Source organism: Sphingomonas sp. SP3 (genome assembly GCF_058514305.1).
Window position 1 is genome coordinate 1,235,149 of the sequence record NZ_JBZSOE010000001.1, and the last position, 19,975, is coordinate 1,255,123.

The following is a 19,975-nucleotide window of genomic DNA, read 5'->3' on the forward strand; positions in this document are numbered from 1 at the left end:
CGCGTCCTAGTGGGTGCGGCTGACGCATCTAACCGCCTTTGCCATTCTTTGACAGGGTTGCAGATGAACCTGCGATGAGGGCAGGCGAAATTCGACGCCCGTTTTGGGACAATTCGACTAGCAGGGGTCCGAGCGCCCGCCCGACTTCATCGCCCAAGCGAACCCGGTCGCCCAGCCGAAGGTTGGACGACACATTGACCAACAAGCTGATCCAGCCGCCGCCATGGTCAATAATCAGCACCCCGTCATAATCGCGGAACGGCCCTGAGAAGCGCACGGTCCCGTCACCTGGCGCGGTGACAGTCGCGCCCCGCACCGTCGCCATCGTCAGGCCGCGTGACCGCACGCCGCTCGAGTTTACACTGCCGAGACCTTCGGTGATCGGAGCACTGGCCGGCAGCGCATAGGCGAATGGAGGCTTCGTGAGCGCCCCTTCCCCCGCAGCGGGCCGCGGCGGCGCAGCTTCCAATGTTGCTAACGCTCTCGCGAGAGCGGCTGCCGACCGCCTTGCCGATTGAGCGTCTTGCAGCATGGCCGCCTGCTCGCCGCTGGCCAGCGAAACGTCCCCGGCGGCCAATGCACGTCCTCCAGCCGCCAGCGATTGCTCGATCGCTTTCTGCTCGAGTCCCGCAAACTGCTGGCGGCGCAAGACAAGGTCCTTGCGGCTTCGCTCCATCTCAACACGGGCCTCGGCAAGCGTCCGCTGCAGCTGCTGACCCTCCTCAATCTGCGCCGAAAGGCGGGCCGAGCGCGCCCTGATAGTAGGCAAGGTGGAATCGAGCAGGATCCGGACCTTCACGAGCTCGTCGGTGCCGCCGCCATCGGCCAGCGCCAGCAGAGGAGGACGTCGCGCCATAACGGCGAGACCGGCCAGCAACAGCGAGGCTGGCCGCTGCTGCTCCACAAGGGCGTGACGACGGGCGGTGATATAAGCGGCGGCGAGGCGCGCTTGCGCGTCGGCGGCGGTGATCCGGGCTTCGGCCGCTTCTATTCCTTGAGCCGCGGCCGCCTGCTGCGCACGCAGGCGATCGGCTTCGCCTTGGGCCTTTGCGGCCAGCTTCTCGAGCTTTGCGGCTTCAGCGTTCGCCGCAGCTTGCTCCGCCCGTGCCGCCCTGACCTGTTCATCCAGTGGGGGTCCGGCGTCCTGAGCCAATGCGCTGCCCGCCAGGAGCAGCGGCAGAGCGATGATGACGAGTGTAAGCCTCACGACCCTATCCTTCCCGATGATAGGGATGGTTCGCAAGGATGGAGGTGGCGCGGAACAGTTGCTCGGCGAGCATTGCCCGAACCAGTAGGTGTGGCCAGGTTGCGGCCCCGAACGACAACAGCAGGTCAGCATCGCGTCGCAGTTGGTCGTCATGCCCGTCGGCCGCGCCGATCACGAAGCGCGCCTCGCGCTTTCCCGCGTCCCGCCAGGTTTCGAGATTTTTTGCGAGCTCGGACGACGGCAGGGCCTTCCCCCGCTCGTCGAGGGCGATGGTAACGCTGTTACTGGGAAGCTCGGGGATTCTGCCGCCGCGGTCGGGAAGCTCGGTCACCTTGGTCGGCCAGGCGATCCGCTTCAAATAGCGGTCGACCAGATCGGCCTCGGGAGAGCGGCCGATCTTTCCTCGCGCGACGATGTGAAGAAGCACTACCTCGAGAAAGCCGGTGCGCCGAACGGCCAGGTAAATGCGGTCTTGAATCCGTCGTAGATGGCCTTTGCAGCTTCGGCGATCGTGCGCGGACGGTCGCTTCCGCCGCGAGTGAAGATGGCGACCGCAACTCGATGGCCGTCAGGCATCGTCAGGAAACCGACGTCGTCGGCGAGCCCGTTGAGCGTGCCCGTTTTGTGCTCGATCGGAACGCCGGGCAGCAACGCTTTCATCCGGTTCTTGCCGGTTTCGCACTGAGCCATCAGGCCGAGCACGTAATTGCGGCTCTCGGGCCTAATTAGCTCGCCTTTGTAGATGCGCTTCAAGAGGTCGACCATCGCGGTCGGCGTGCTTGAATCCCGATGGTCGAACAGATCGCGCTTGGCGCTCAGGAGCTGGGCAATGGTCCGGTCGACGCGGAGCCCGCGAATGCCATTGTCCTTCAGCCAATCGTGAAGCGCGGTTGGTCCGCCAAGATCCTTGAGAATGATGTCGGTCGCGCGATTGTCGCTGTGGATCAGCATGCGCGCCATCAAGGATCGCACCGGCGTTCCGTTGATCGTGTCGTCGAGGTTGCGGCGGCCGTGATCGACCTGCGCCATATACAGCGCGGCGACCGCGACCTTGACCGTGCTGGCCATCGGGAAGGGCGTGTCGCCCTTGATGCTCACCGTCTCACCGGTGTTGAGGTCGAGCGCGGCGATCCCAACGTCAGCGGACTTACCAGCGACGAGATAGTTCAGGCGTTGCTCCAGGTTCGACATGCTCGGCGAGCTCGCAGCAGCAACCGGCTGCGCGACAAACGCGAGAAGCGAAAGCCAAAGAGCAATAAATCGCATGTCCCTCACCCGCGCCCAGTGGCGCTTACGCTCGAATCATCGCCAAACGCCCACATTCGCTCCAAATTGTAAAAATTCCTGACTTCGGGGCGGAATATGTGGACGATCACATCGTCAGCATCGATCAGCACCCAGTCCGCGGCCGGAAGCCCCTCGATCCTCACGCTTCTGCCAAATCGCTCTTTAATCTTGTCGGCAAGCTTAACGGCCATCGACGCGACCTGCCGCGTCGACCGGCCGGAGGCGACGACCATGTGGTCCGCGATGTTGGATTTCCCGACGAGGGGGATGCTTACGACCTCCTGCGCCTGATCGTCGTCAAGCGATTGCAAAACGAGCTTGTGCAGGTCTTCGACGTCGAAGGGAGGGCGGCCGTTGTCGACGGCGGCGGTCTCAGCTGGACGTTCGGTCAAGGGCTCTCCCTGTGTGCTTGAGCGGCGACATTAGCCAACCGAAACGAGACGAACGCTCAGTCCGCGTTTTCGTTCGGCGATGCCAGTTGGGGTCGTTCGCGCGAATGGCGGTAGCGGACGTCGGGTCGGGCGGCAGGCGAAGGAATAAGATCGCCGGTGCACTCCAGTCCGTCCAGCTTCGTGCCTGGCCGGGAGGATGGACGAACCTTCTCAGCCAGCCCATCGCGCGCGCCGCGTGGGCAGTTGAATCATAACCGCGCCGTGGAATCACCGCAATCGGCAGTTCGCGCGCTAACCCCCTCCAATCACGCCATTTGTGAAAATTTGGCAGTGTGTCGCTTCCAAGCAACCAAATGAACTGGTGTTCCGGGTGCAATCGCTTCAACTTGCGGACTGTGTCGACGGTATAGCGGGAGCCGGCGCGCCGCTCGAAATCGCTAACGCGGATCAGCGTGCCGCGCGCCGCGCCTACTGCCGAAGCGTGACGCGCCTCGAACGGCGCCATGTCCTTAGCTCCGTCCTTGAGCGGATTTCCGGGCGAGACCAGCCACCACACCTCGTCCAGGCTGAGGGCGCGCATGGCCGCGATGCTCACGTGGCGGTGACCCCGGTGAGCCGGATTAAACGAACCGCCGAGAAGCCCAATGCGCATGCCGAACCGCTAGCATGAGCACCCAAGCGCGCCTAATGTTGCAATGGGGGTGACGATGGGGAATCTCGAAAGCCTGGGCGATGCAGTGACCGGCGGGATCATCGGCCGTGCGGTCGAGCCGAACGCTGGTGAAGTCGGGCCCGACGGCCTGACTCACGAAACCAAATGCCTGAATTGCGGCGCTGATCTGGCGGGCCCGTTTTGCCACGAGTGCGGACAGCATGCGCACGTGCATCGCACGCTCTCGTCATTCTTTCACGACTTCCTGCACGGCGTGCTTCATTTCGAGGGCAAGATATGGCGCACACTGCCGATGCTCGTGTGGCGTCCGGGCGAGCTCATTCGCCGGTACATCGACGGACAGCGCGCGCGTTTCGTATCGCCCATCGCACTCTTCCTCTTCTGCGTGTTCCTCACGTTCGCCGTCATGGGCCTAACCGGAAGCCTCGATGGCATGCCTTCGACCCTGTCGCGGCAGGATATTTCGAACGAGGCCAGCAAGGCCAGCAGCCGCATCGCGCGGCTCGAGGCCGAGCGCACAACGGCGGTCAAGGCGGCCAAGCCAACGGCGAAGCTCGATGAGAAACTGCACGAAGCGAAGTCGGAACTCTCTGCAATCCAGTCGGTGCAAAAGGGACTGAAGATCAGCACCCTTAACGCAGACGAGTTAGACAGGCGCGGCGTCAAGCCTACCACCGTGAACATCCGTGACGATGGTGTTCCCGGATGGATCGGGAATTTCATAGGCAAGGCGGGCAAGAATCCCGAGCTGCTGTTCTACAAGATCAAGAGCAACGCCTATAAGTTTAGCTGGGCGCTAATCCCGATTTCCGTGCCGTTCGTATGGCTGCTGTTTCCGTTCAGCCGGCGCTTCCGGGTGTACGATCACACCGTCTTCGTGACCTACTCCATCTGCTTCATGATGCTGCTGCTGACGGTCGGAAGCGTCGTCGGACTGGTGCTGCCAACCATCGCCACGCTGCTGTTCTTCGTGCCGCCCATACACATGTATCGCCAGCTGAAGGGGGCATATGGTCTCGGGCGCTGGGGCGCATTGTGGCGAACCACTTTGCTGATCGGCTTCGCCTTCGCCGGGATTGGGCTGTTTACGACCCTGATCGTCGGGCTGGGCGAGGTTTAAGCGCCAGCTGCCGCCGGACCGCCGATCGTCCCAGGCTTGGGCCGCTTGGCTTTCGGAATCGACGAGCCCGCCGCCGGGATAGCCGGCCCCTTGGCGCCGCCACGGTCGATCGTCTCACCGGCGATGACCTTCTTGATCTCATCGCCGCTCAGCGTCTCATATTCGAGAAGGGCCTGTGCAAGGCTCTCGAGCTCGCCGCGATGCTCATCGAGCAGATGCTTGGCACGGGCATAGCCATCCTCGACGACCTTGCGGATTTCGCTGTCGATTGCCTGCGCGGTCTCGTTGGACATCTGTCGCGTGCGATTGACCGAATAGCCTAGGAAAACTTCCTCGTCCGGGTCGGCATATTGGAGCGGCCCGAGCGCATCGGACATGCCCCAGCGCGTGACCATGTCGCGGGCCAGGCTGGTCGCATATTGGATATCGGAAGAGGCGCCGGACGAGACCTTGTCGTACCCGAAGATGACTTCTTCGGCGACGCGTCCACCCATCGCGACGGCGAGGTTCGCGTACATCTTGTCGCGGTGATAGCTGTAGCTGTCCCGCTCCGGGAGACGCATGACCAAGCCGAGCGCACGACCGCGCGGGATGATCGTAGCCTTGTGGATCGGATCGGACGCGGGCTCGTGGAGCGCCACGATCGCGTGACCCGCCTCGTGATAGGCGGTCATGCGCTTCTCGTCCTCGGTCATCACCATCGACTTGCGCTCGGTGCCCATCAGCACTTTGTCCTTGGCGTCCTCAAACTCCTGCATCGCCACCAGCCGCTTACCCTTGCGGGCGGCAAGCAGCGCGGCCTCGTTGACGAGGTTCGCAAGATCAGCGCCGGAGAAACCGGGCGTACCGCGAGCGATTACGCGCGGGTCGACGTCGGGCGCCAGCGGCACCTTCTTCATGTGGACACCGAGGATCTGCTCGCGGCCGTCGATGTCGGGGCGCGGAACGACCACTTGGCGGTCGAAGCGGCCGGGGCGGAGCAGCGCCGGATCGAGCACGTCGGGACGGTTGGTCGCGGCAATGATGATGATGCCTTCGTTCGCTTCGAAGCCATCCATCTCGACCAAGAGCTGGTTCAGGGTCTGCTCGCGCTCGTCGTTGCCGTTGCCGAGCCCGGCGCCGCGATGGCGGCCGACCGCGTCGATTTCATCGATGAACACGATGCACGGCGCGCTCTTCTTGGCCTGATCGAACATGTCGCGGACGCGGCTCGCACCGACGCCGACGAACATCTCGACGAAGTCCGAGCCCGAGATGGTGAAGAAGGGAACGCCCGCTTCGCCGGCGATAGCGCGCGCAAGCAGCGTCTTGCCGGTACCCGGAGGCCCGACGAGCAGCGCGCCCTTCGGGATTTTCCCGCCGAGCCGGGCGAACTTGCCCGGGTCTTTGAGATACTCGACGATCTCCTGCAGCTCCTCGCGCGCCTCGTCGATGCCCGCGACATCGGCGAAGGTCACGCGACCTTCCTTCTGCGTGAGCATGCGGGCACGGCTCTTGCCAAAGCCCATCGCGCCGGAGCCGGCGTTCTTCTGCATCTGCCGCATCACGAAGAAGCTGATGCCGAGGATCAGTAGGAACGGCAGGCTGTTGTAGAGCATGTAGAGCCAGATGCTCGACTGCTCCTCAGCCTTCACCTGAACGGCGACGCCCTTCTGGACCATGCGATCGGCGATGTTCGAGCCCGCAGGGGCAATGGTATGAAAATTCTCGCCGCTGTCGAGCTTGCCCGAAATTGAGGAATTACTGCTCTCTCCGCCGGCGGCCATCACGACCGTGCGGACATTGCCCTCGTCGACCTGGCGAACGAATTCGGAATAAGGAATGGCCTGGCCGGTGTCGGCGCGGGAGCCGCCGTCGATCATTTGAACGAACAGGATCAGGGCGAAGACGACCCCTGCCCATATCAGCAGGCTCTTCGTCCACGGGTTACCGGGCTTCTTTTCCTTGTCGTTCATCTTCTTCTTCCGGCGCGGCAATGCGCATGCGCCTAAAATAGGCGCATCCAGTCCAATAACAATGCGAGCCTTGAAGCCGGGTGAACGCTTAGGCGCGGCGCGGCGGCGCCTTGGCGAAGCGCCATTGCGGGCCACCGATGCATAGGACCCCGCGGAGCGTCACACGCTGTCCCTTGGTCAAGGCCATCAGGACCTTCTCGAGCGCCGGGCCGCGGATGTCCCCGCTGCCTTCGGATGCGAGTGCCAGGATAGCGCGCCGAGCGACCCGCCGCCGAATTTCGCGCGGCGCATCGGTCGTTGGGCGGTAGATGATCTGGCCGTCTTGCTTGGCGACGGCCCGCTTCCACTCCTGCGTCACCGCCCACTGCAGGGCGGCATCGGCCTGCGCGAGGTTCGCGGCGCTGGCCGCCACCGCGCCCGGATTGAACCAGTCCGCGCCTTTCAGCGCCTCACGGATGCGCACCCGCTCGAACTTGTCATCGCCGTTGCTGGGATCGTCGACGGGCTTGATGCCGACGTCCGCGCACAATTGCTCAAGCTCTGCATGCCGCCAGCCAAGAAGCGGCCGAAGGAGCACAAGATTCGCGCCCGGAGTCCGGGCAAGGCGGCGCATGCCGGCCAGCCCCTTCACGCCTGCACCGCGGATCAACCGCATCAGCAGCGTTTCGGCCTGATCATCGGCGTGATGGCCGGTGAGTATCGCTCTGACACTCTGCTCAGCCGCCCAACGGCCCAGCAGCCCATAGCGGGCCTTGCGCGCCCGCTCCTGGATCGCGCTCTCCGGCTTCTCCTTCCATTCGACGATAAGGATGGAGTGCGGAACGCCAAGCTTCTCGCAAATGCCGGCGACCAGCTCGGCTTCGGTCCGGCTTTCGTCGCGAAGCGCATGATCGACCGTCGCGGCCACAACCAACCCTGGGCGCGCGGCGGCAGCCAGAAGAAGCAGCGCGAGGCTATCGGGACCCCCTGATACCGCCACGCCGATCTTCTCGCCGGCCGGAATCAGCATGTTGAGGTCGCGGCTGAAGCGATCGACCAGCGCCTGGTCGGGCGTCAGGCTTGGTTCAACGGCAGGTGCAGCTTTGGCCATCGATACCTCTAGCTGCACTGCGCCTGGGTCTTGGCGTCGGTCTCGAGCTTCTTGAGGTCGGGACGGATCTTCGCGCCATAGACGGCGTCGAGCTCTGCATAAGCTTTACACGCCTGGCCGGGCTGTCCGAGTTTCATCAGCGCCTGGCCAAGATAAAACAGGCTATCCGGCGCTCGCTCGCCCGTGGGGTTGTTGCGATAATTCGCAAGCAAAGCCTCGGCTGCGGCCCGCGGCTCTCCCTTATCGAGCAGCGCGCGGCCGACCAGATTGTTGGCATAGCTCGCGCGGCGATGCTTCGGATAGGCAGCGGTGAAGGCGCGCAGCGAGGTGATGGCACCGTCATATTGCCCTGCCTGCCACATCCGGAAGCCTTCGCTGTACGCATCTTCGCCGGGGTCGGTCGCGGCAACAGCAGGCGCTCCATCACCGGGGACTGGCGTTGCAACCGCAACAGGCTTGGGCGGCTGCGTCTTGGGCGGTAGTGGCTTGCCTTTTGGAGGCTGAACAACCGGAGCCGCATCGGCAAGACCAGGACCCGTAGCAGGCGCTGCGCTCGCCGCGTCGTTCATGCGTTGCTCGAGTGTCGAGATCCGCTGCTCTTGGTTGGTGCGGAGTTGGCCGAGGTCACCTTGGAGCGATTGCAGCCGGTTTCCATTCTCTTCGGTCTGGCGGAGCATGTCGGCGACCTGCCGCTCCAGCGCGTCGAGCCTCTGGTCGAGAGTCATCACCGAGGACTGCGTGGCGGCGGGCTCGTCGGAAAAGCCCGCGGTGTCGGCCGGCCGGCCCTTTGGAAAGACTTGCCGCTGGACCTGCTGCACTTGCTTTTCGAGGCGGTCGAGCCGCTGCTCCGGCGTCGGTTGCTGGCGCTGAGCGTTCGCTGCTGACGGCACCAGCGCAACCATTGCAGCGCCGGCCGCCAATGCGGAAATCATACTCTTGGAAATCACGAAATCACCCCGCTTGGTGTTGCCTGTCTGTGCCCCGCTGCGGCTTTCCCGCAGATGAATCGACGATGAAACTTACTGGGCGGCGCTATTTGTAATGGTGGCGGGCGGCGAAGTCGTGGGCGGCGGAGTCACCGTCACGGGTTGCGCCGGGCCGCGCATCAAATCGACCGGCTTCAGGCTGACATTTGCCGCCACCTTGCCCGGCGGCCCGACCGTCGGCGCTGTCGCGGCGCCAACCTTGATCTGCAAGGCCTCCGGCTTCCCCGCCTTCAACAATGGCGCGACCGCCGTCGGCGGCACCGCATAGGTCTGACCCGCGGCAAGCTCGCCCTGGAACAGCGTCTTGCCCTGGTCGGTGACCTGGATCCACGCCGGGCCGGTGGCGGTGAGCACGACAGGGCCAGACGCAGCGGCGGGCTGGGTTGGCGGTGGAGCGGGTTGTTGCGCCGGCGCGGTCGTGACGGGTGGCGGCGCCGGTTCTTCGGTCTGGTCCAGCGAGCGGCGATTGAGCCAGCTCATGATGACAATCAGCAGAATAACGGCGGCGATGGCGCCGAACACCAGCCATTTGGGCATGGTTCGCGCCGGATCGGCAGCCTCCAGCACTTCGGTTTGGGCGGTCGCGAAGCGCTGTCCGCCCATCTCCTCGCGCAGCTGTTCGCCGATCTCCGTGCGGTCGAGGCCGACCGCGGAGGCGTAGCTCTTCGCAAAACCAACCGTGTAGGTGGGCGCGGGAAGATGATCCCAGTCCGCGGTTTCGATACTTTCAAGATGGCGTTGCGGGATGCGGGTCTGTGCCGCGATGTCTTCGAGGCTGAGCTTCATCTCCTCGCGCGCGGCTCGCAGCCGCTGACCAACCGTGGGAACGTCCGACTCGACCAGCTCTTCGTCCATCGGCTCGCTTTCAGTGTCGCGCTTGGGCATGCCACTTGTTTGAAGGCTCAGCCGCGCGTGTCAATCGATTGTAACTCCATGCCTTCGCGCCCAGTCATGAAGCGCCTTGCGCATATCCTTCGGCGGCTTTGCCAGAATGTGCTCCATGCGCTCGCGGATAGCAGAAGCATCGAGCGACCGGATCATTGCCTTAACCGGCCCGACACCAGCGGGCGTGATGGAGAAATTCTCGGCGCCGAGTCCAACGAGCGCCATCGCTTCGAGCGGACGCCCCGCCATCTCGCCGCATATCCGGACCGGCACATTGGCCGCACGACACGCATCCATCACGCGCTTGAGGAAGCGCAGGATCGCCGGGCTCAGCCAATCATAACGCTGGGCAAGCCGCGGGTCCGATCGGTCCGCCGCGAACAGAAATTGGGTGAGATCGTTGGTCCCGATCGAGAGGAAATCGACCCGCGGTAATAGCTGGTCGAGCATTTCAGCCAGCGCCGGCACCTCCAGCATCGCGCCGAACTGGATTTCCTTGGGCATCTTGCGCTTGGCGCGCTTGGCCCAGGCAATCTGCTGCTCGAAGAGGCCCCGCGCTTCCTCATATTCCCACGGCTCGGAAATCATCGGAAACATCACGCGGAGCACCTTGCCGCCCGACGCTTCGATCAGCGCCCGCGCCTGGGCCCGCATCAGGGTCGACCGGTCGAGCGAGAGGCGAAGCGCGCGCCAGCCCATCGCCGGGTTCTCCGCTTTCTCCTCGCTGTCATCGGACAGATATGGCAGCGCCTTGTCGCCGCCGATGTCGACGGTCCTGAACACTACGGGCTTGCTGCCCGCCGCCTGCAGCACCTTGGTGTAAAGCCGCTGCTGCCGCTCCCGCCCCGGCAAGGTCGCCGACACCAGGAACTGGAATTCGGTCCGGAACAGCCCGATCCCATCGGCCCCGGTCATCCCCAGCGCGGCTGCATCTTCGGCAAGCCCCGCATTGACCATCACGCTGGCGCGAACGCCGTCCTTGGTCTCGGCCGGGAGCGTGCGCACCGCGGCGAATTCCGCCCGCCGCTTCTGGCTCAGCGCCATGCGATGCTCAAAGCCGGACAGCAAAGCGCGGGTCGGGCGGATGATCACGCTGCCGTTGTCGCCATCGACCAGGATCGGCTCTCCGTCCTCGACGCTGTGGCGGATGTCGTTGAGCCGCCCGATCACCGGCACGCCGATCGCGCGCGCGACGATCACCATGTGCGAGGTCAGCGAGCCCTCTTCGAGCAATACGCCCTTCAGTCGGCGACGATCATATTCCAGCAATTCGGCGGGGCCCAGATTGCGCGCGACCAGCACCGCGTCGTGTGTGAGCCCGGTCTGCGCCGCCGTTCCCATCCGACCCGAAACAATGCGGAGCAGCCGGTTCGAGAGATCCTCGAGATCGTGCATCCGCTCCTGAAGCAGCGGATCGTCGATCTCCTGCATCCGCGCGCGGGTGCGCTGCTGGACGCGCTCAATCGCCGCTTCGGCGGTCAGGCCGCTGTCGATCGCTTCGTTGATTCGCCGCGACCAGCCTTCGTCGTAGGCGAACATCCGATAGGTCTCGAGGATCTCCTGATGTTCGCCCGTGGTACCGAACTCGGCATCGCGGGCCATATTGTCGATCTGCTCGCGCATCTTGCGGAAGGCCGAGTAGACCCGCTCGCGCTCGGCCTCGATGTCATCCGCCACCGTATGCTCAACCACGATCCGCGGCTCGTGGAAGACGGCAATGCCCTTGGCCATCCCGGCAACCAGCTTCAGACCGGAAAGACGCAGCGGGCCGGCGCTCCGCATCCGGCTGCGCCGCGCGCCGTCGACCAACCGTGCGCCGGCGATCATTTCGGACAGCACCATCGCCACCGTCTGCAACGCTTCGATCTCGACATCCTCGTAGCGGCGCGGATCGGCATGCTGGACGGCAAGTACGCCGATCGGACTCTCAAGGCGGACGATCGGCACACCGGCAAAACTGTGGAAGCTCTCTTCCCCGGTCTCCGGCCGGTACGCGAAGGCGGGATGATCAGCCGCCTCGGCAAGGTTGAGAATGCGCCCTTCCGCGGCGATCGTGCCGACCAGACCTTCGCCCATGCGCAGCTTGGTGACGTGCACCGCTTCCTTACGGAGGCCGTGGGTGGCGAAGAGCTCAAGCACGTTGTCGCGCAGCAGGTAGATGGAGCAGACGTCGCTCCCCATCGCCTCGGCAATGAGGTTGACCACGCGATCGAGCTTGATCTGCGCCGATCCACGCTTCGCCATGACCTCGTGAAGGCCGGTCAGGATTTCCCGGGCTGAGGCGGCGGCGGTGGTGGCCATGATCGCGCGCTATCAGATGGTCGCCGCTCACAAAACGCAAATGTTTCGAAACTGGACGGCCGAACAATCGATTTGGACCCGAAACGATTTCGGCGCGTTGAGCCCTCCCGTCGGGGGAATCGAGTCGACTCTCTGTCCTGCGACAAACTGTTGACGATGCGGATTAATTTTTAGGAAGCAGAAACCGAATCGTCTGATAAAGTGGGTGCGTTCGCAGCCGGGGGGCTGCGCTTGGATCAACTGGGTGGGGGGAGAGTAGCCACACGGAGTAATCAGTGAATATCCAGGCCCCGCGGGACTTTATCGATCGCCGTCAGCTCGTCAGCGCTCTTCGCGCGCTGCGCCGTGGCGACTTCAGCATCCGCCTTCCCGAGGATGTGGACGGCGTCGACGGCGAAATTGCCAGCCTTTTCAATGAAGTGGTCTCCCTCAACGAGGAAATGACCCAGGAGTTCGAGCGGCTTTCAAAGGTCGTCGGCAAAGAGGGCAAGATCACCCAGCGCGGGCGGGTGAAGAATGCCCGTGGCGGTTGGGAAAGCGCCGTCCGCTCCGTCAACGAACTGATCGAGGACATGGTGCAGCCGACCGCGGAAGTGGCCCGCGTCATCGGCGCCGTCGCCAAGGGTGACCTCTCTCAAACCATGACCGTCGAGATCGACGGCCGTCCGCTGCGGGGCGAATTCCTGCGCATCGGCAAGGTCGTGAACGCGATGGTCGAGCAGCTCGCCTCGTTCGCTTCAGAAGTGACCCGCGTGGCGCGCGAAGTCGGCACCGAGGGCCGGCTCGGCGGCCAGGCAAAGGTGAAAGGCGTCGCCGGCACCTGGAAGGACCTTACCGACAACGTGAACGCGATGGCGACCAACCTTACCGGCCAGGTCCGCAACATCGCAGAGGTGACCACCGCCGTGGCTCGCGGCGACTTGTCCAAGAAGATCACCGTCGAGGTGAAGGGCGAGATCCTCGAGCTCAAGAATACGATCAACGTCATGGTCGACCAGCTGAACGGCTTCGCGTCAGAAGTGACTCGCGTCGCTCGCGAGGTGGGCACCGAAGGAAAGCTTGGCGGCCAAGCGCGCGTGGAAGGCGTCGCCGGCACGTGGAAGGACCTCACCGACAACGTGAACCTGATGGCCGACAATTTGACCGGCCAGGTCCGCAACATTGCCGAGGTGACGACCGCGGTGGCGAAGGGGGACTTGTCCAAGAAGATCACCGTCGACGTGAAGGGCGAAATCCTCGAGTTGAAGAACACCATCAACACGATGGTCGATCAGCTGAACGGCTTCGCCTCGGAAGTGACGCGCGTGGCACGCGAGGTCGGCACTGAAGGAAAGCTCGGTGGCCAGGCGCAGGTGCCCGGAGTCGCCGGAACCTGGGCCGACTTGACTGACAATGTGAACCAGCTGGCCAACAACTTGACCGGCCAGGTCCGCAACATCGCCGAAGTGACAACCGCGATCGCGCGCGGCGACTTGTCGAAGAAGATCACCGTCGACGTTAAAGGCGAAATTCTCGAGCTTAAGAACACCATCAATACGATGGTCGATCAGCTGAACGGCTTCGCCTCGGAGGTGACCCGTGTGGCCCGCGAAGTCGGCACGGAAGGAAAGCTCGGCGGCCAGGCCGAAGTGCCTGGCGTCGCCGGAACCTGGGCCGACTTGACCGACAACGTGAACCAGCTGGCGAACAACCTTACCGGCCAGGTGCGTAACATCGCCGAGGTCACCACCGCCATTGCGCGCGGCGACTTGTCGAAGAAGATCACCGTCGACGTGAAGGGCGAGATCCTCGAGCTTAAGAACACCATCAACGTCATGGTGGACCAGCTGAACTCGTTCGCTTCCGAGGTGACCCGCGTGGCCCGCGAAGTGGGCTCGGAAGGAAAGCTCGGTGGCCAGGCGCAGGTGGAAGGCGTCGCCGGCACTTGGGCCGACTTGACCGACAGCGTGAACTTGATGGCCGGCAACCTGACTGGCCAGGTCCGTAACATCGCCGAGGTGACGACCGCGGTCGCCAAGGGCGACTTGTCGAAGAAGATCACGGTGGACGTGAAGGGCGAGATCCTCGAGCTCAAGAACACCATCAACACCATGGTCGATCAGTTGAATGCGTTCGCGTCCGAGGTGACTCGCGTTGCCCGCGAAGTGGGCTCGGAAGGAAAGCTCGGCGGCCAGGCCAAGGTGGAAGGCGTCGGCGGTACCTGGAAGGACCTTACCGACAACGTGAACGAGCTTGCGGCCAACCTCACCGGCCAGGTCCGCAACATCGCCGAAGTGACGACCGCGGTGGCGTTGGGCGACCTTTCGAAGAAGATCACCGTCGACGTCAAAGGCGAAATCCTGGAGCTCAAGAACACCATCAACACCATGGTGGACCAGCTCAACTCGTTCGCCTCGGAAGTGACCCGCGTGGCCCGCGAAGTGGGCACGGAAGGAAAGCTCGGCGGTCAGGCGCAGGTGCGCGGCGTCGCAGGCACGTGGAAGGACTTGACCGATAACGTGAACCTGATGGCCGCGAACTTGACCGGCCAGGTGCGTAACATCGCTGACGTGACCACCGCGGTCGCCAAGGGCGACTTGTCCAAGAAGATCACCGTGGACGTGAAGGGCGAGATCCTCGCGCTCAAGAACACGATCAACACCATGGTCGACCAGCTGAACGCCTTTGCGTCCGAAGTGACGCGCGTCGCCCGCGAAGTCGGTACGGAGGGCAAGCTCGGCGGCCAGGCGGCCGTGCCCGGCGTCGGCGGAACGTGGAAGGACCTCACCGACAACGTCAACCTGATGGCGACCAACCTCACCAACCAGGTGCGCGGCATCGCCGAAGTTGTGACCGCGGTTGCGCAGGGCAACCTCAAGCGCAAGCTGACCGTGGATGCGAAGGGCGAGATCGCCGCGCTCGCCGACACCATCAACTTCATGATCGATACGCTGTCGACCTTCGGCGACCAGGTGACCAACATGGCTCGCGAGGTCGGCATCGAGGGCAAGCTTGGCGGCCAGGCCCGCGTGCCGGGCGCCGCCGGCCTGTGGCGCGACCTTACCGACAACGTGAACCAGCTCGCGGCCAACCTCACCAACCAGGTGCGCTCGATCGCCGAGGTCGCCATCGCCGTGACCAAGGGCGACTTGACCCGGTCGATCGCGGTCGAGGCGTCAGGCGAAATCGCCGCGCTTAAGGACACGATCAACGAGATGATCTCGAACCTGAAGGAGCAGACGCTCAAGAACGCCGAGCAAGATTGGCTCAAGACCAACCTCGCCCGCTTCAGCCGTATGCTTCAGGGCGAACGCGACCTTGCGACCGTGTCGAACCTCATCATGTCCGAGCTCGCGCCGCTGGTGAACGCGCAATATGGCGTGTTCTACGTCACCAAGCGCGAGGAAGAGGAAACCAAGCTCGAGCTGGTGGCAAGCTACGGCGCCGAAAGTCCCGATGCGATCAAGCAGGAGTTCTCTCTGCGCGAAGGCCTCGTCGGGCAAGCCGCGGCCGACCGCCGGCCGATCGTGCTCAAGGATGTGCCGCCGGACTTCATCCGCATCGGCTCAGGCCTCGGCCATGCCCAACCGGCCAACGTCAACATCCTGCCGGCCCTGTTCGAAGATGAAGTGAAGGCGGTGATCGAGCTTGCCTCGTTCAACGAGTTCAACGAGACCCACCAGAGCTTCCTCGACCAGCTGATGGAATCGGTTGGCATCGTGTTGAACACGATCGCCGCGACAATGCGCACCGAGGGCCTGCTCAAGCAGTCGCAGCTCCTCACGCAGGAGCTTCAGGCCCGCCAGACCGAGCTCACCCGCAAGCAGCAGGAGCTCCACGCGACCAACGAGGAGCTTCAGGAGAAGGCGCAGCTGCTCGAAAACGAGAAGAAGCAGGTCGAAGCGAAGAATCTCGAAATCGAAATGGCTCGCCGCGCGCTCGAGGAAAAGGCGGAGCAGCTGGCGCTCACCTCCAAGTACAAGTCCGAGTTCCTGGCCAACATGAGCCACGAGCTTCGCACCCCGCTCAACTCGCTGCTCATCCTGTCCAAGCTGCTGGCCGACAACGCCCAGGGCAATTTGCTCGAAAAGCAGGTCGAGTTCGCGCGGACGATCAACTCCGCGGGCTCCGACCTGCTCAACCTCATCAACGACATCCTCGACCTGTCGAAGGTGGAATCGGGCACGGTCACGATCGAGGTCGGCGACATGCCGATGGCGCACCTCAAGCAGCATATGGAGCGGACGTTCCGTCAGCTCGCCGCCGACAAGGGCCTCGACTTCAATGTCGAATTCGACGGCAAGCTGCCTGAGACAATCCGGACCGACGAAAAGCGGCTTCAGCAGATCGTCCTCAACCTCCTGTCCAACGCCTTCAAGTTCACTTCGAAGGGCAGCGTCACGCTCGGCGTCAGTTGTGCCGACAAGGGCTGGAGCGCGAGCCACTCGGTGCTGAGCCACGCCAAGCGGGCGATCAAGATTTCGGTCAAGGACACCGGCATCGGTATCCCCGAAGATAAGCAGAAGCTGATCTTCGAGGCGTTCCAGCAGGCCGATGGCACCACCAGCCGCAAATATGGCGGCACCGGGCTCGGCCTGTCGATCAGCCGCGAGATCGCGCGCCTGCTTGGTGGTGAGCTGCAGGTCAGCTCGACCCCTGGCGAAGGGTCGACCTTCACGCTCTACGTTCCGCTCGAAGCCGAAGCCGCGTCCGCCACCACGGTCGAGGGCACGCCCGCCCGCTATGAGAACAGCGGTGCGCTTGTCCCGACCGCGCTTCCCACCGGCTTTGAGGTCAACGACGATCGCGACGACCTGGGCAAGGATCCATTCGTCTTGATCGTCGAGGATGATCCGACGTTCGCCTCGATCCTGCTCGATGCAGCGCATGAGGCCGATCTCAAGGGTGTCGTTTCGACTGCGGGTGCGGGCACATTGGCTATGGCGCGCAAGCTCCAGCCGACGGCGATCACGCTCGACCTGGGACTTTCCGACATTGATGGCTTCGTGCTGCTCGACCTCCTGAAGCACGACCCGGATACGAGGATGCTCCCGATCCACGTCATCTCGGGCGTCGACCGTAGCCACTCGGTGCTTGCGATGGGGGCGTTCGGGGTCACCGAAAAGCCCGCGGAGCGTGCGGACCTGGTGCGAGTCTTCACCGCACTTCGCGAGGAAGGCGAAAAGAAGCCCCAGCGCCGACGCAAGCCCAAGGCTGCAGACGCCGCAGCCGCTGCCGCGCGGCCGGTTCCGGAGCTCGCCGGCGCCAAGGTGCTGATCGTCGACGACGACATTCGCAACATCTTCTCGCTTACGAGCGTTCTTGAGAGCCATGACGTGGAGGTGCTCCACGCCGAGCGTGGGAAGGACGGCATTCTGATCTTGGAACAGACCCCAGGCGTCGATGTCGCCCTGATCGACATCATGATGCCCGAGATGGACGGCTATGAGACGATGCAGGAAATCCGGCGGTTGCCCGAGCTTGCCGACCTTCCGCTTATCGCGGTTACGGCTAAGGCGATGAAGGGCGACCGCCAGAAGTGCCTCGATGCGGGCGCTTCCGATTACATCGCCAAGCCGGTCGATATCGAGCTGTTGCTTGCACTGCTTCGCGTGTGGGTAGCCCGCGCTCGCGAGACGGCGGCCGCCGGAGCGATGCCGGTGCCGTTGGAGGCCGCCGAGTAGGTATGAACGGCCCGGTGGGAGACATCCCCGTCGCGCGTCGCGCGGAGGAGGAGCCTGTAGCGGCTCATGTCGCCGATAAGGCGCGTGTGCTCCTCGTCGACGATGACGAACGCAACCTGCTAGCCGTGGCAACGGTGCTCGAGGATCTCGGCGAGGTCGTCCTCGCGCGCTCGGGCGAGGAGGCGCTCCGGCACCTGCTCAAGGGCGAGTTCGCGGTCATCCTGCTGGACGTCTACATGCCGGGCCTGGATGGTTACGAAACCGCCCAGATCATTCGCAGCCGCGACCAGAGCAAGGGCATCCCGATCGTCTTCCTGTCGGCCGTCAACAAGGAGGCCGAACATCTGTTGCGCGGCTATTCGATGGGCGCCGTCGACTATGTCTTCAAACCCGTCGACCCGATCATCCTTCGGTCCAAGGTCGCCGTGTTCGTGGACCTGTTCGAAAAAACAAAGGAAATCGAGCACAAGGCGCGGCACGAGCAGGCCCTGCTCGATGCCAACCTGCGCGCCAACGCGGAGCGCCTGCATGCCGAGCAGGAGCTCCGCCGCGCCGAGCAGCGCCAGGCCGCAATCATCCAATCGCTGCCGATGGTGCTCTACCTCGAGCCGTTCGAAGCCAAGGCGCGCCACCCAAATTATGTTAGCGGCGACCTGGAGGCGATCACCGGCTACGCCTTCGAGGACATCCAGCGCGAGCCCAACATCTGGGCCGACCGCCTCCATCCGGATGACAAGCTGCGCGTGATCGCGTCGATCGAAGCCCGGCGGAAGACCGGCCGCTCCTCGATCGAATATCGCTGGCAGTGCGCCGACGGTAGCTACAAGCATTTCCTCGACCAGGCCGTGCTGCTCCGGGACACCGAAGGCCGGCCTGTCGAGTTTGCCGGCACGCTAACCGACATCAGCGAACAGCGCTCGCTCGAGAGCCAGCTCATCCAGGCGCAGAAGATGGATGCAATCGGCAAGCTGACCGGCGGCATTGCGCACGACTTCAACAATCTCTTGGCCGCGGTCATCGGCGGGCTTAGCCTGATCGAGCGCCGGGCCGTGCTAGCCGAGGAGCAACAGCGCATCCTCGGCATGACCAAGCGCGCGGCCGAGCAGGGCAGCGAGCTCGTCCGGCGCCTCCTGGCTTTTGCGCGCCGCCAAAAGCTGGAACCCCATGCGATCGACCTCGCCGCACTTCGCGAAGGCGTCGCCGATTTGCTGACTCATACGCTAGGCGGCCTGGTCAATATCGAATGGGAAGTCGGCAAGGATGTGTGGAACGCCTTTGCCGACCAGGCCCAGCTCGAGCTCGCGCTGGTCAACCTGATCATCAACGCCCGCGATGCCATGCCGGCGGGCGGCACGGTCACCATCGCGGCTGAGAACCGAACGCTCAACCCCGACGAGGTCGCGGGAATCTCGGGTGATTTCGTCCGGCTCGCGGTCACCGACACCGGCACAGGTATCTCCCGCGAGGACCTGGAAAAGGTCATGGAGCCCTTTTTCACGACCAAGGAGGTGGGCAAGGGCAGCGGCCTTGGCCTCAGCATGGTCTACGGCTTCGCCAAGCAGTCCAATGGCGCCTTCCGGATCGAGAGCGAGGTTGGAACAGGCACGACCGCGGAGCTTTGGCTGCCGCGGGCCCCGGCGGATGCTACCGTCGCGACCGCCCAGCCCCCCGAGCCGAAGAAGCGCGTCAAGCTGCCCAAGCTCAGCGTGCTTCTCGTTGATGACCATGCCGAGGTGCGGACAACCACCGCCGCGGTCCTTGAGGACTCGGGGCACACCGTATTCCAGGCGTCCAACGGCGCCGAAGCGCTTGATCTCCTCAAGAAAGAGGACTGCAAGTGCGATCTTTTGATCAGCGATTATGCGATGCCGCATTTGTCAGGCACCGAGTTCCTCAGGGAAGCTCGGGAGCTTTGCCCCGATGTGCCGGCGCTGATCATTACCGGATATGCCGAAGCTGATCGGATCGCGGACCGTCCCGAAGGCATCGAGATTCTGTTGAAGCCGTTCACTCCAAACGCGCTCGAAGCCGCAATTGGCCGCGCCTATGGGCTTCGCGTTTCCGGTTAACGCGCCTTTTTCGCGTTTTCAGTGAAGCGTGATTGCTTTTCGATGAACCGTGAAACCCTAAAGAACTCAGTGGGTTTGTACCTCAATTCGCCCGTACTAGGGTTTTTTGAGGTTTATTGGTGTCCAACGACGCGCCCGAAAGCGACTTCGAGCGAGAGAGCTCGCGATTGAACGAAGGTCTGAAAAGCTGCCGCTCGGTAATGGACAATTACCGGGCGATGATGCTTGGCGAGCAAGCCAATGACAACCCGAGCGAGCGAGCGGAAGACTCTGACCACAGCTCTTACGTTTCAACCACGGGCAGCACCGCCGAGGGCTACGAAAGCAACTCCGGCGCCAACTGACCC

14 protein-coding genes are annotated in these 19,975 nt (G+C 63.7%); 4 read left to right on the forward strand and 10 right to left on the reverse strand.

From position 1 onward, the window contains the following. Positions 1-28: 28 nt before the first annotated feature. From AC4K8G_RS06480 to AC4K8G_RS06500, 5 genes are read right to left on the reverse strand one after another with little or no spacing between them, the layout of a single operon-like run. Positions 29-1,207 (reverse strand): murein hydrolase activator EnvC family protein, encoded by a 1,179-nt coding sequence (locus AC4K8G_RS06480; protein WP_491733343.1) that lies wholly within the window; start codon positions 1,205-1,207, stop codon positions 29-31. A gap of 4 nt (positions 1,208-1,211) precedes the next feature. Next, positions 1,212-1,634, reverse strand: a complete 423-nt coding sequence (locus AC4K8G_RS06485) for a 23S rRNA (pseudouridine(1915)-N(3))-methyltransferase RlmH (RefSeq protein WP_491733344.1) — start codon at positions 1,632-1,634, stop codon at positions 1,212-1,214. After that, positions 1,634-2,473 (reverse strand): serine hydrolase, encoded by an 840-nt coding sequence (locus AC4K8G_RS06490; RefSeq protein WP_491733345.1) that lies wholly within the window; start codon positions 2,471-2,473, stop codon positions 1,634-1,636. The genes AC4K8G_RS06485 and AC4K8G_RS06490 overlap by 1 nt, the downstream gene beginning before the upstream one ends. 5 nt (positions 2,474-2,478) lie before the next feature. Beyond that, complete coding sequence (gene rsfS / locus AC4K8G_RS06495) at positions 2,479-2,886, reverse strand: ribosome silencing factor (RefSeq protein ID WP_491733346.1); 408 nt, start codon at positions 2,884-2,886, stop codon at positions 2,479-2,481. Further along, complete coding sequence (locus tag AC4K8G_RS06500) at positions 2,867-3,538, reverse strand: nicotinate-nucleotide adenylyltransferase (protein ID WP_491733347.1); 672 nt, start codon at positions 3,536-3,538, stop codon at positions 2,867-2,869. The genes rsfS and AC4K8G_RS06500 overlap by 20 nt, the downstream gene beginning before the upstream one ends. A gap of 55 nt (positions 3,539-3,593) precedes the next feature. Here AC4K8G_RS06500 and AC4K8G_RS06505 point away from each other — a divergent pair, with 55 nt between their 5' ends. Next, positions 3,594-4,679 (forward strand): DUF3667 domain-containing protein, encoded by a 1,086-nt coding sequence (locus tag AC4K8G_RS06505; RefSeq protein WP_491733348.1) that lies wholly within the window; start codon positions 3,594-3,596, stop codon positions 4,677-4,679. Here the strand turns inward: AC4K8G_RS06505 and ftsH are convergent. From ftsH to ptsP, 5 genes are all read right to left on the reverse strand, one after another. Beyond that, complete coding sequence (gene ftsH / locus AC4K8G_RS06510) at positions 4,676-6,634, reverse strand: ATP-dependent zinc metalloprotease FtsH (RefSeq protein ID WP_491733349.1); 1,959 nt, start codon at positions 6,632-6,634, stop codon at positions 4,676-4,678. The genes AC4K8G_RS06505 and ftsH overlap by 4 nt on opposite strands. Before the next feature lie 88 nt (positions 6,635-6,722). Continuing rightward, positions 6,723-7,724, reverse strand: coding sequence for a tRNA lysidine(34) synthetase TilS (tilS, locus tag AC4K8G_RS06515; RefSeq protein WP_491733350.1), 1,002 nt, complete (start codon positions 7,722-7,724; stop codon positions 6,723-6,725). 8 nt (positions 7,725-7,732) lie between these two features. Continuing rightward, positions 7,733-8,656 (reverse strand): tetratricopeptide repeat protein, encoded by a 924-nt coding sequence (locus AC4K8G_RS06520; RefSeq protein WP_491733351.1) that lies wholly within the window; start codon positions 8,654-8,656, stop codon positions 7,733-7,735. A gap of 87 nt (positions 8,657-8,743) precedes the next feature. Then, positions 8,744-9,595 (reverse strand): helix-turn-helix domain-containing protein, encoded by an 852-nt coding sequence (locus AC4K8G_RS06525; RefSeq protein WP_491733352.1) that lies wholly within the window; start codon positions 9,593-9,595, stop codon positions 8,744-8,746. A 30-nt stretch (positions 9,596-9,625) separates the two neighbouring features. Beyond that, the gene (gene ptsP / locus AC4K8G_RS06530) at positions 9,626-11,896 is read right to left on the reverse strand and encodes a phosphoenolpyruvate--protein phosphotransferase (protein ID WP_491733353.1); all 2,271 of its coding nucleotides are present in this window, start codon (positions 11,894-11,896) and stop codon (positions 9,626-9,628) included. 275 nt (positions 11,897-12,171) lie between these two features. On the opposite strand from ptsP, the gene AC4K8G_RS06535 reads away from it, so the two are divergent. The 3 genes from AC4K8G_RS06535 (at position 12,172) to AC4K8G_RS06545 (ending at position 19,972) form a co-directional block, all read left to right on the forward strand. Further along, the gene (locus AC4K8G_RS06535) at positions 12,172-17,559 is read left to right on the forward strand and encodes a HAMP domain-containing protein (RefSeq protein ID WP_491733354.1); all 5,388 of its coding nucleotides are present in this window, start codon (positions 12,172-12,174) and stop codon (positions 17,557-17,559) included. Positions 17,560-17,561: 2 nt separating this feature from the next. After that, the gene (locus AC4K8G_RS06540; RefSeq protein ID WP_491733355.1) at positions 17,562-19,628 is read left to right on the forward strand and encodes a response regulator; all 2,067 of its coding nucleotides are present in this window, start codon (positions 17,562-17,564) and stop codon (positions 19,626-19,628) included. A 119-nt stretch (positions 19,629-19,747) separates the two neighbouring features. After that, complete coding sequence (locus AC4K8G_RS06545; protein WP_491733356.1) at positions 19,748-19,972, forward strand: hypothetical protein; 225 nt, start codon at positions 19,748-19,750, stop codon at positions 19,970-19,972. Positions 19,973-19,975 lie beyond the last annotated feature (3 nt).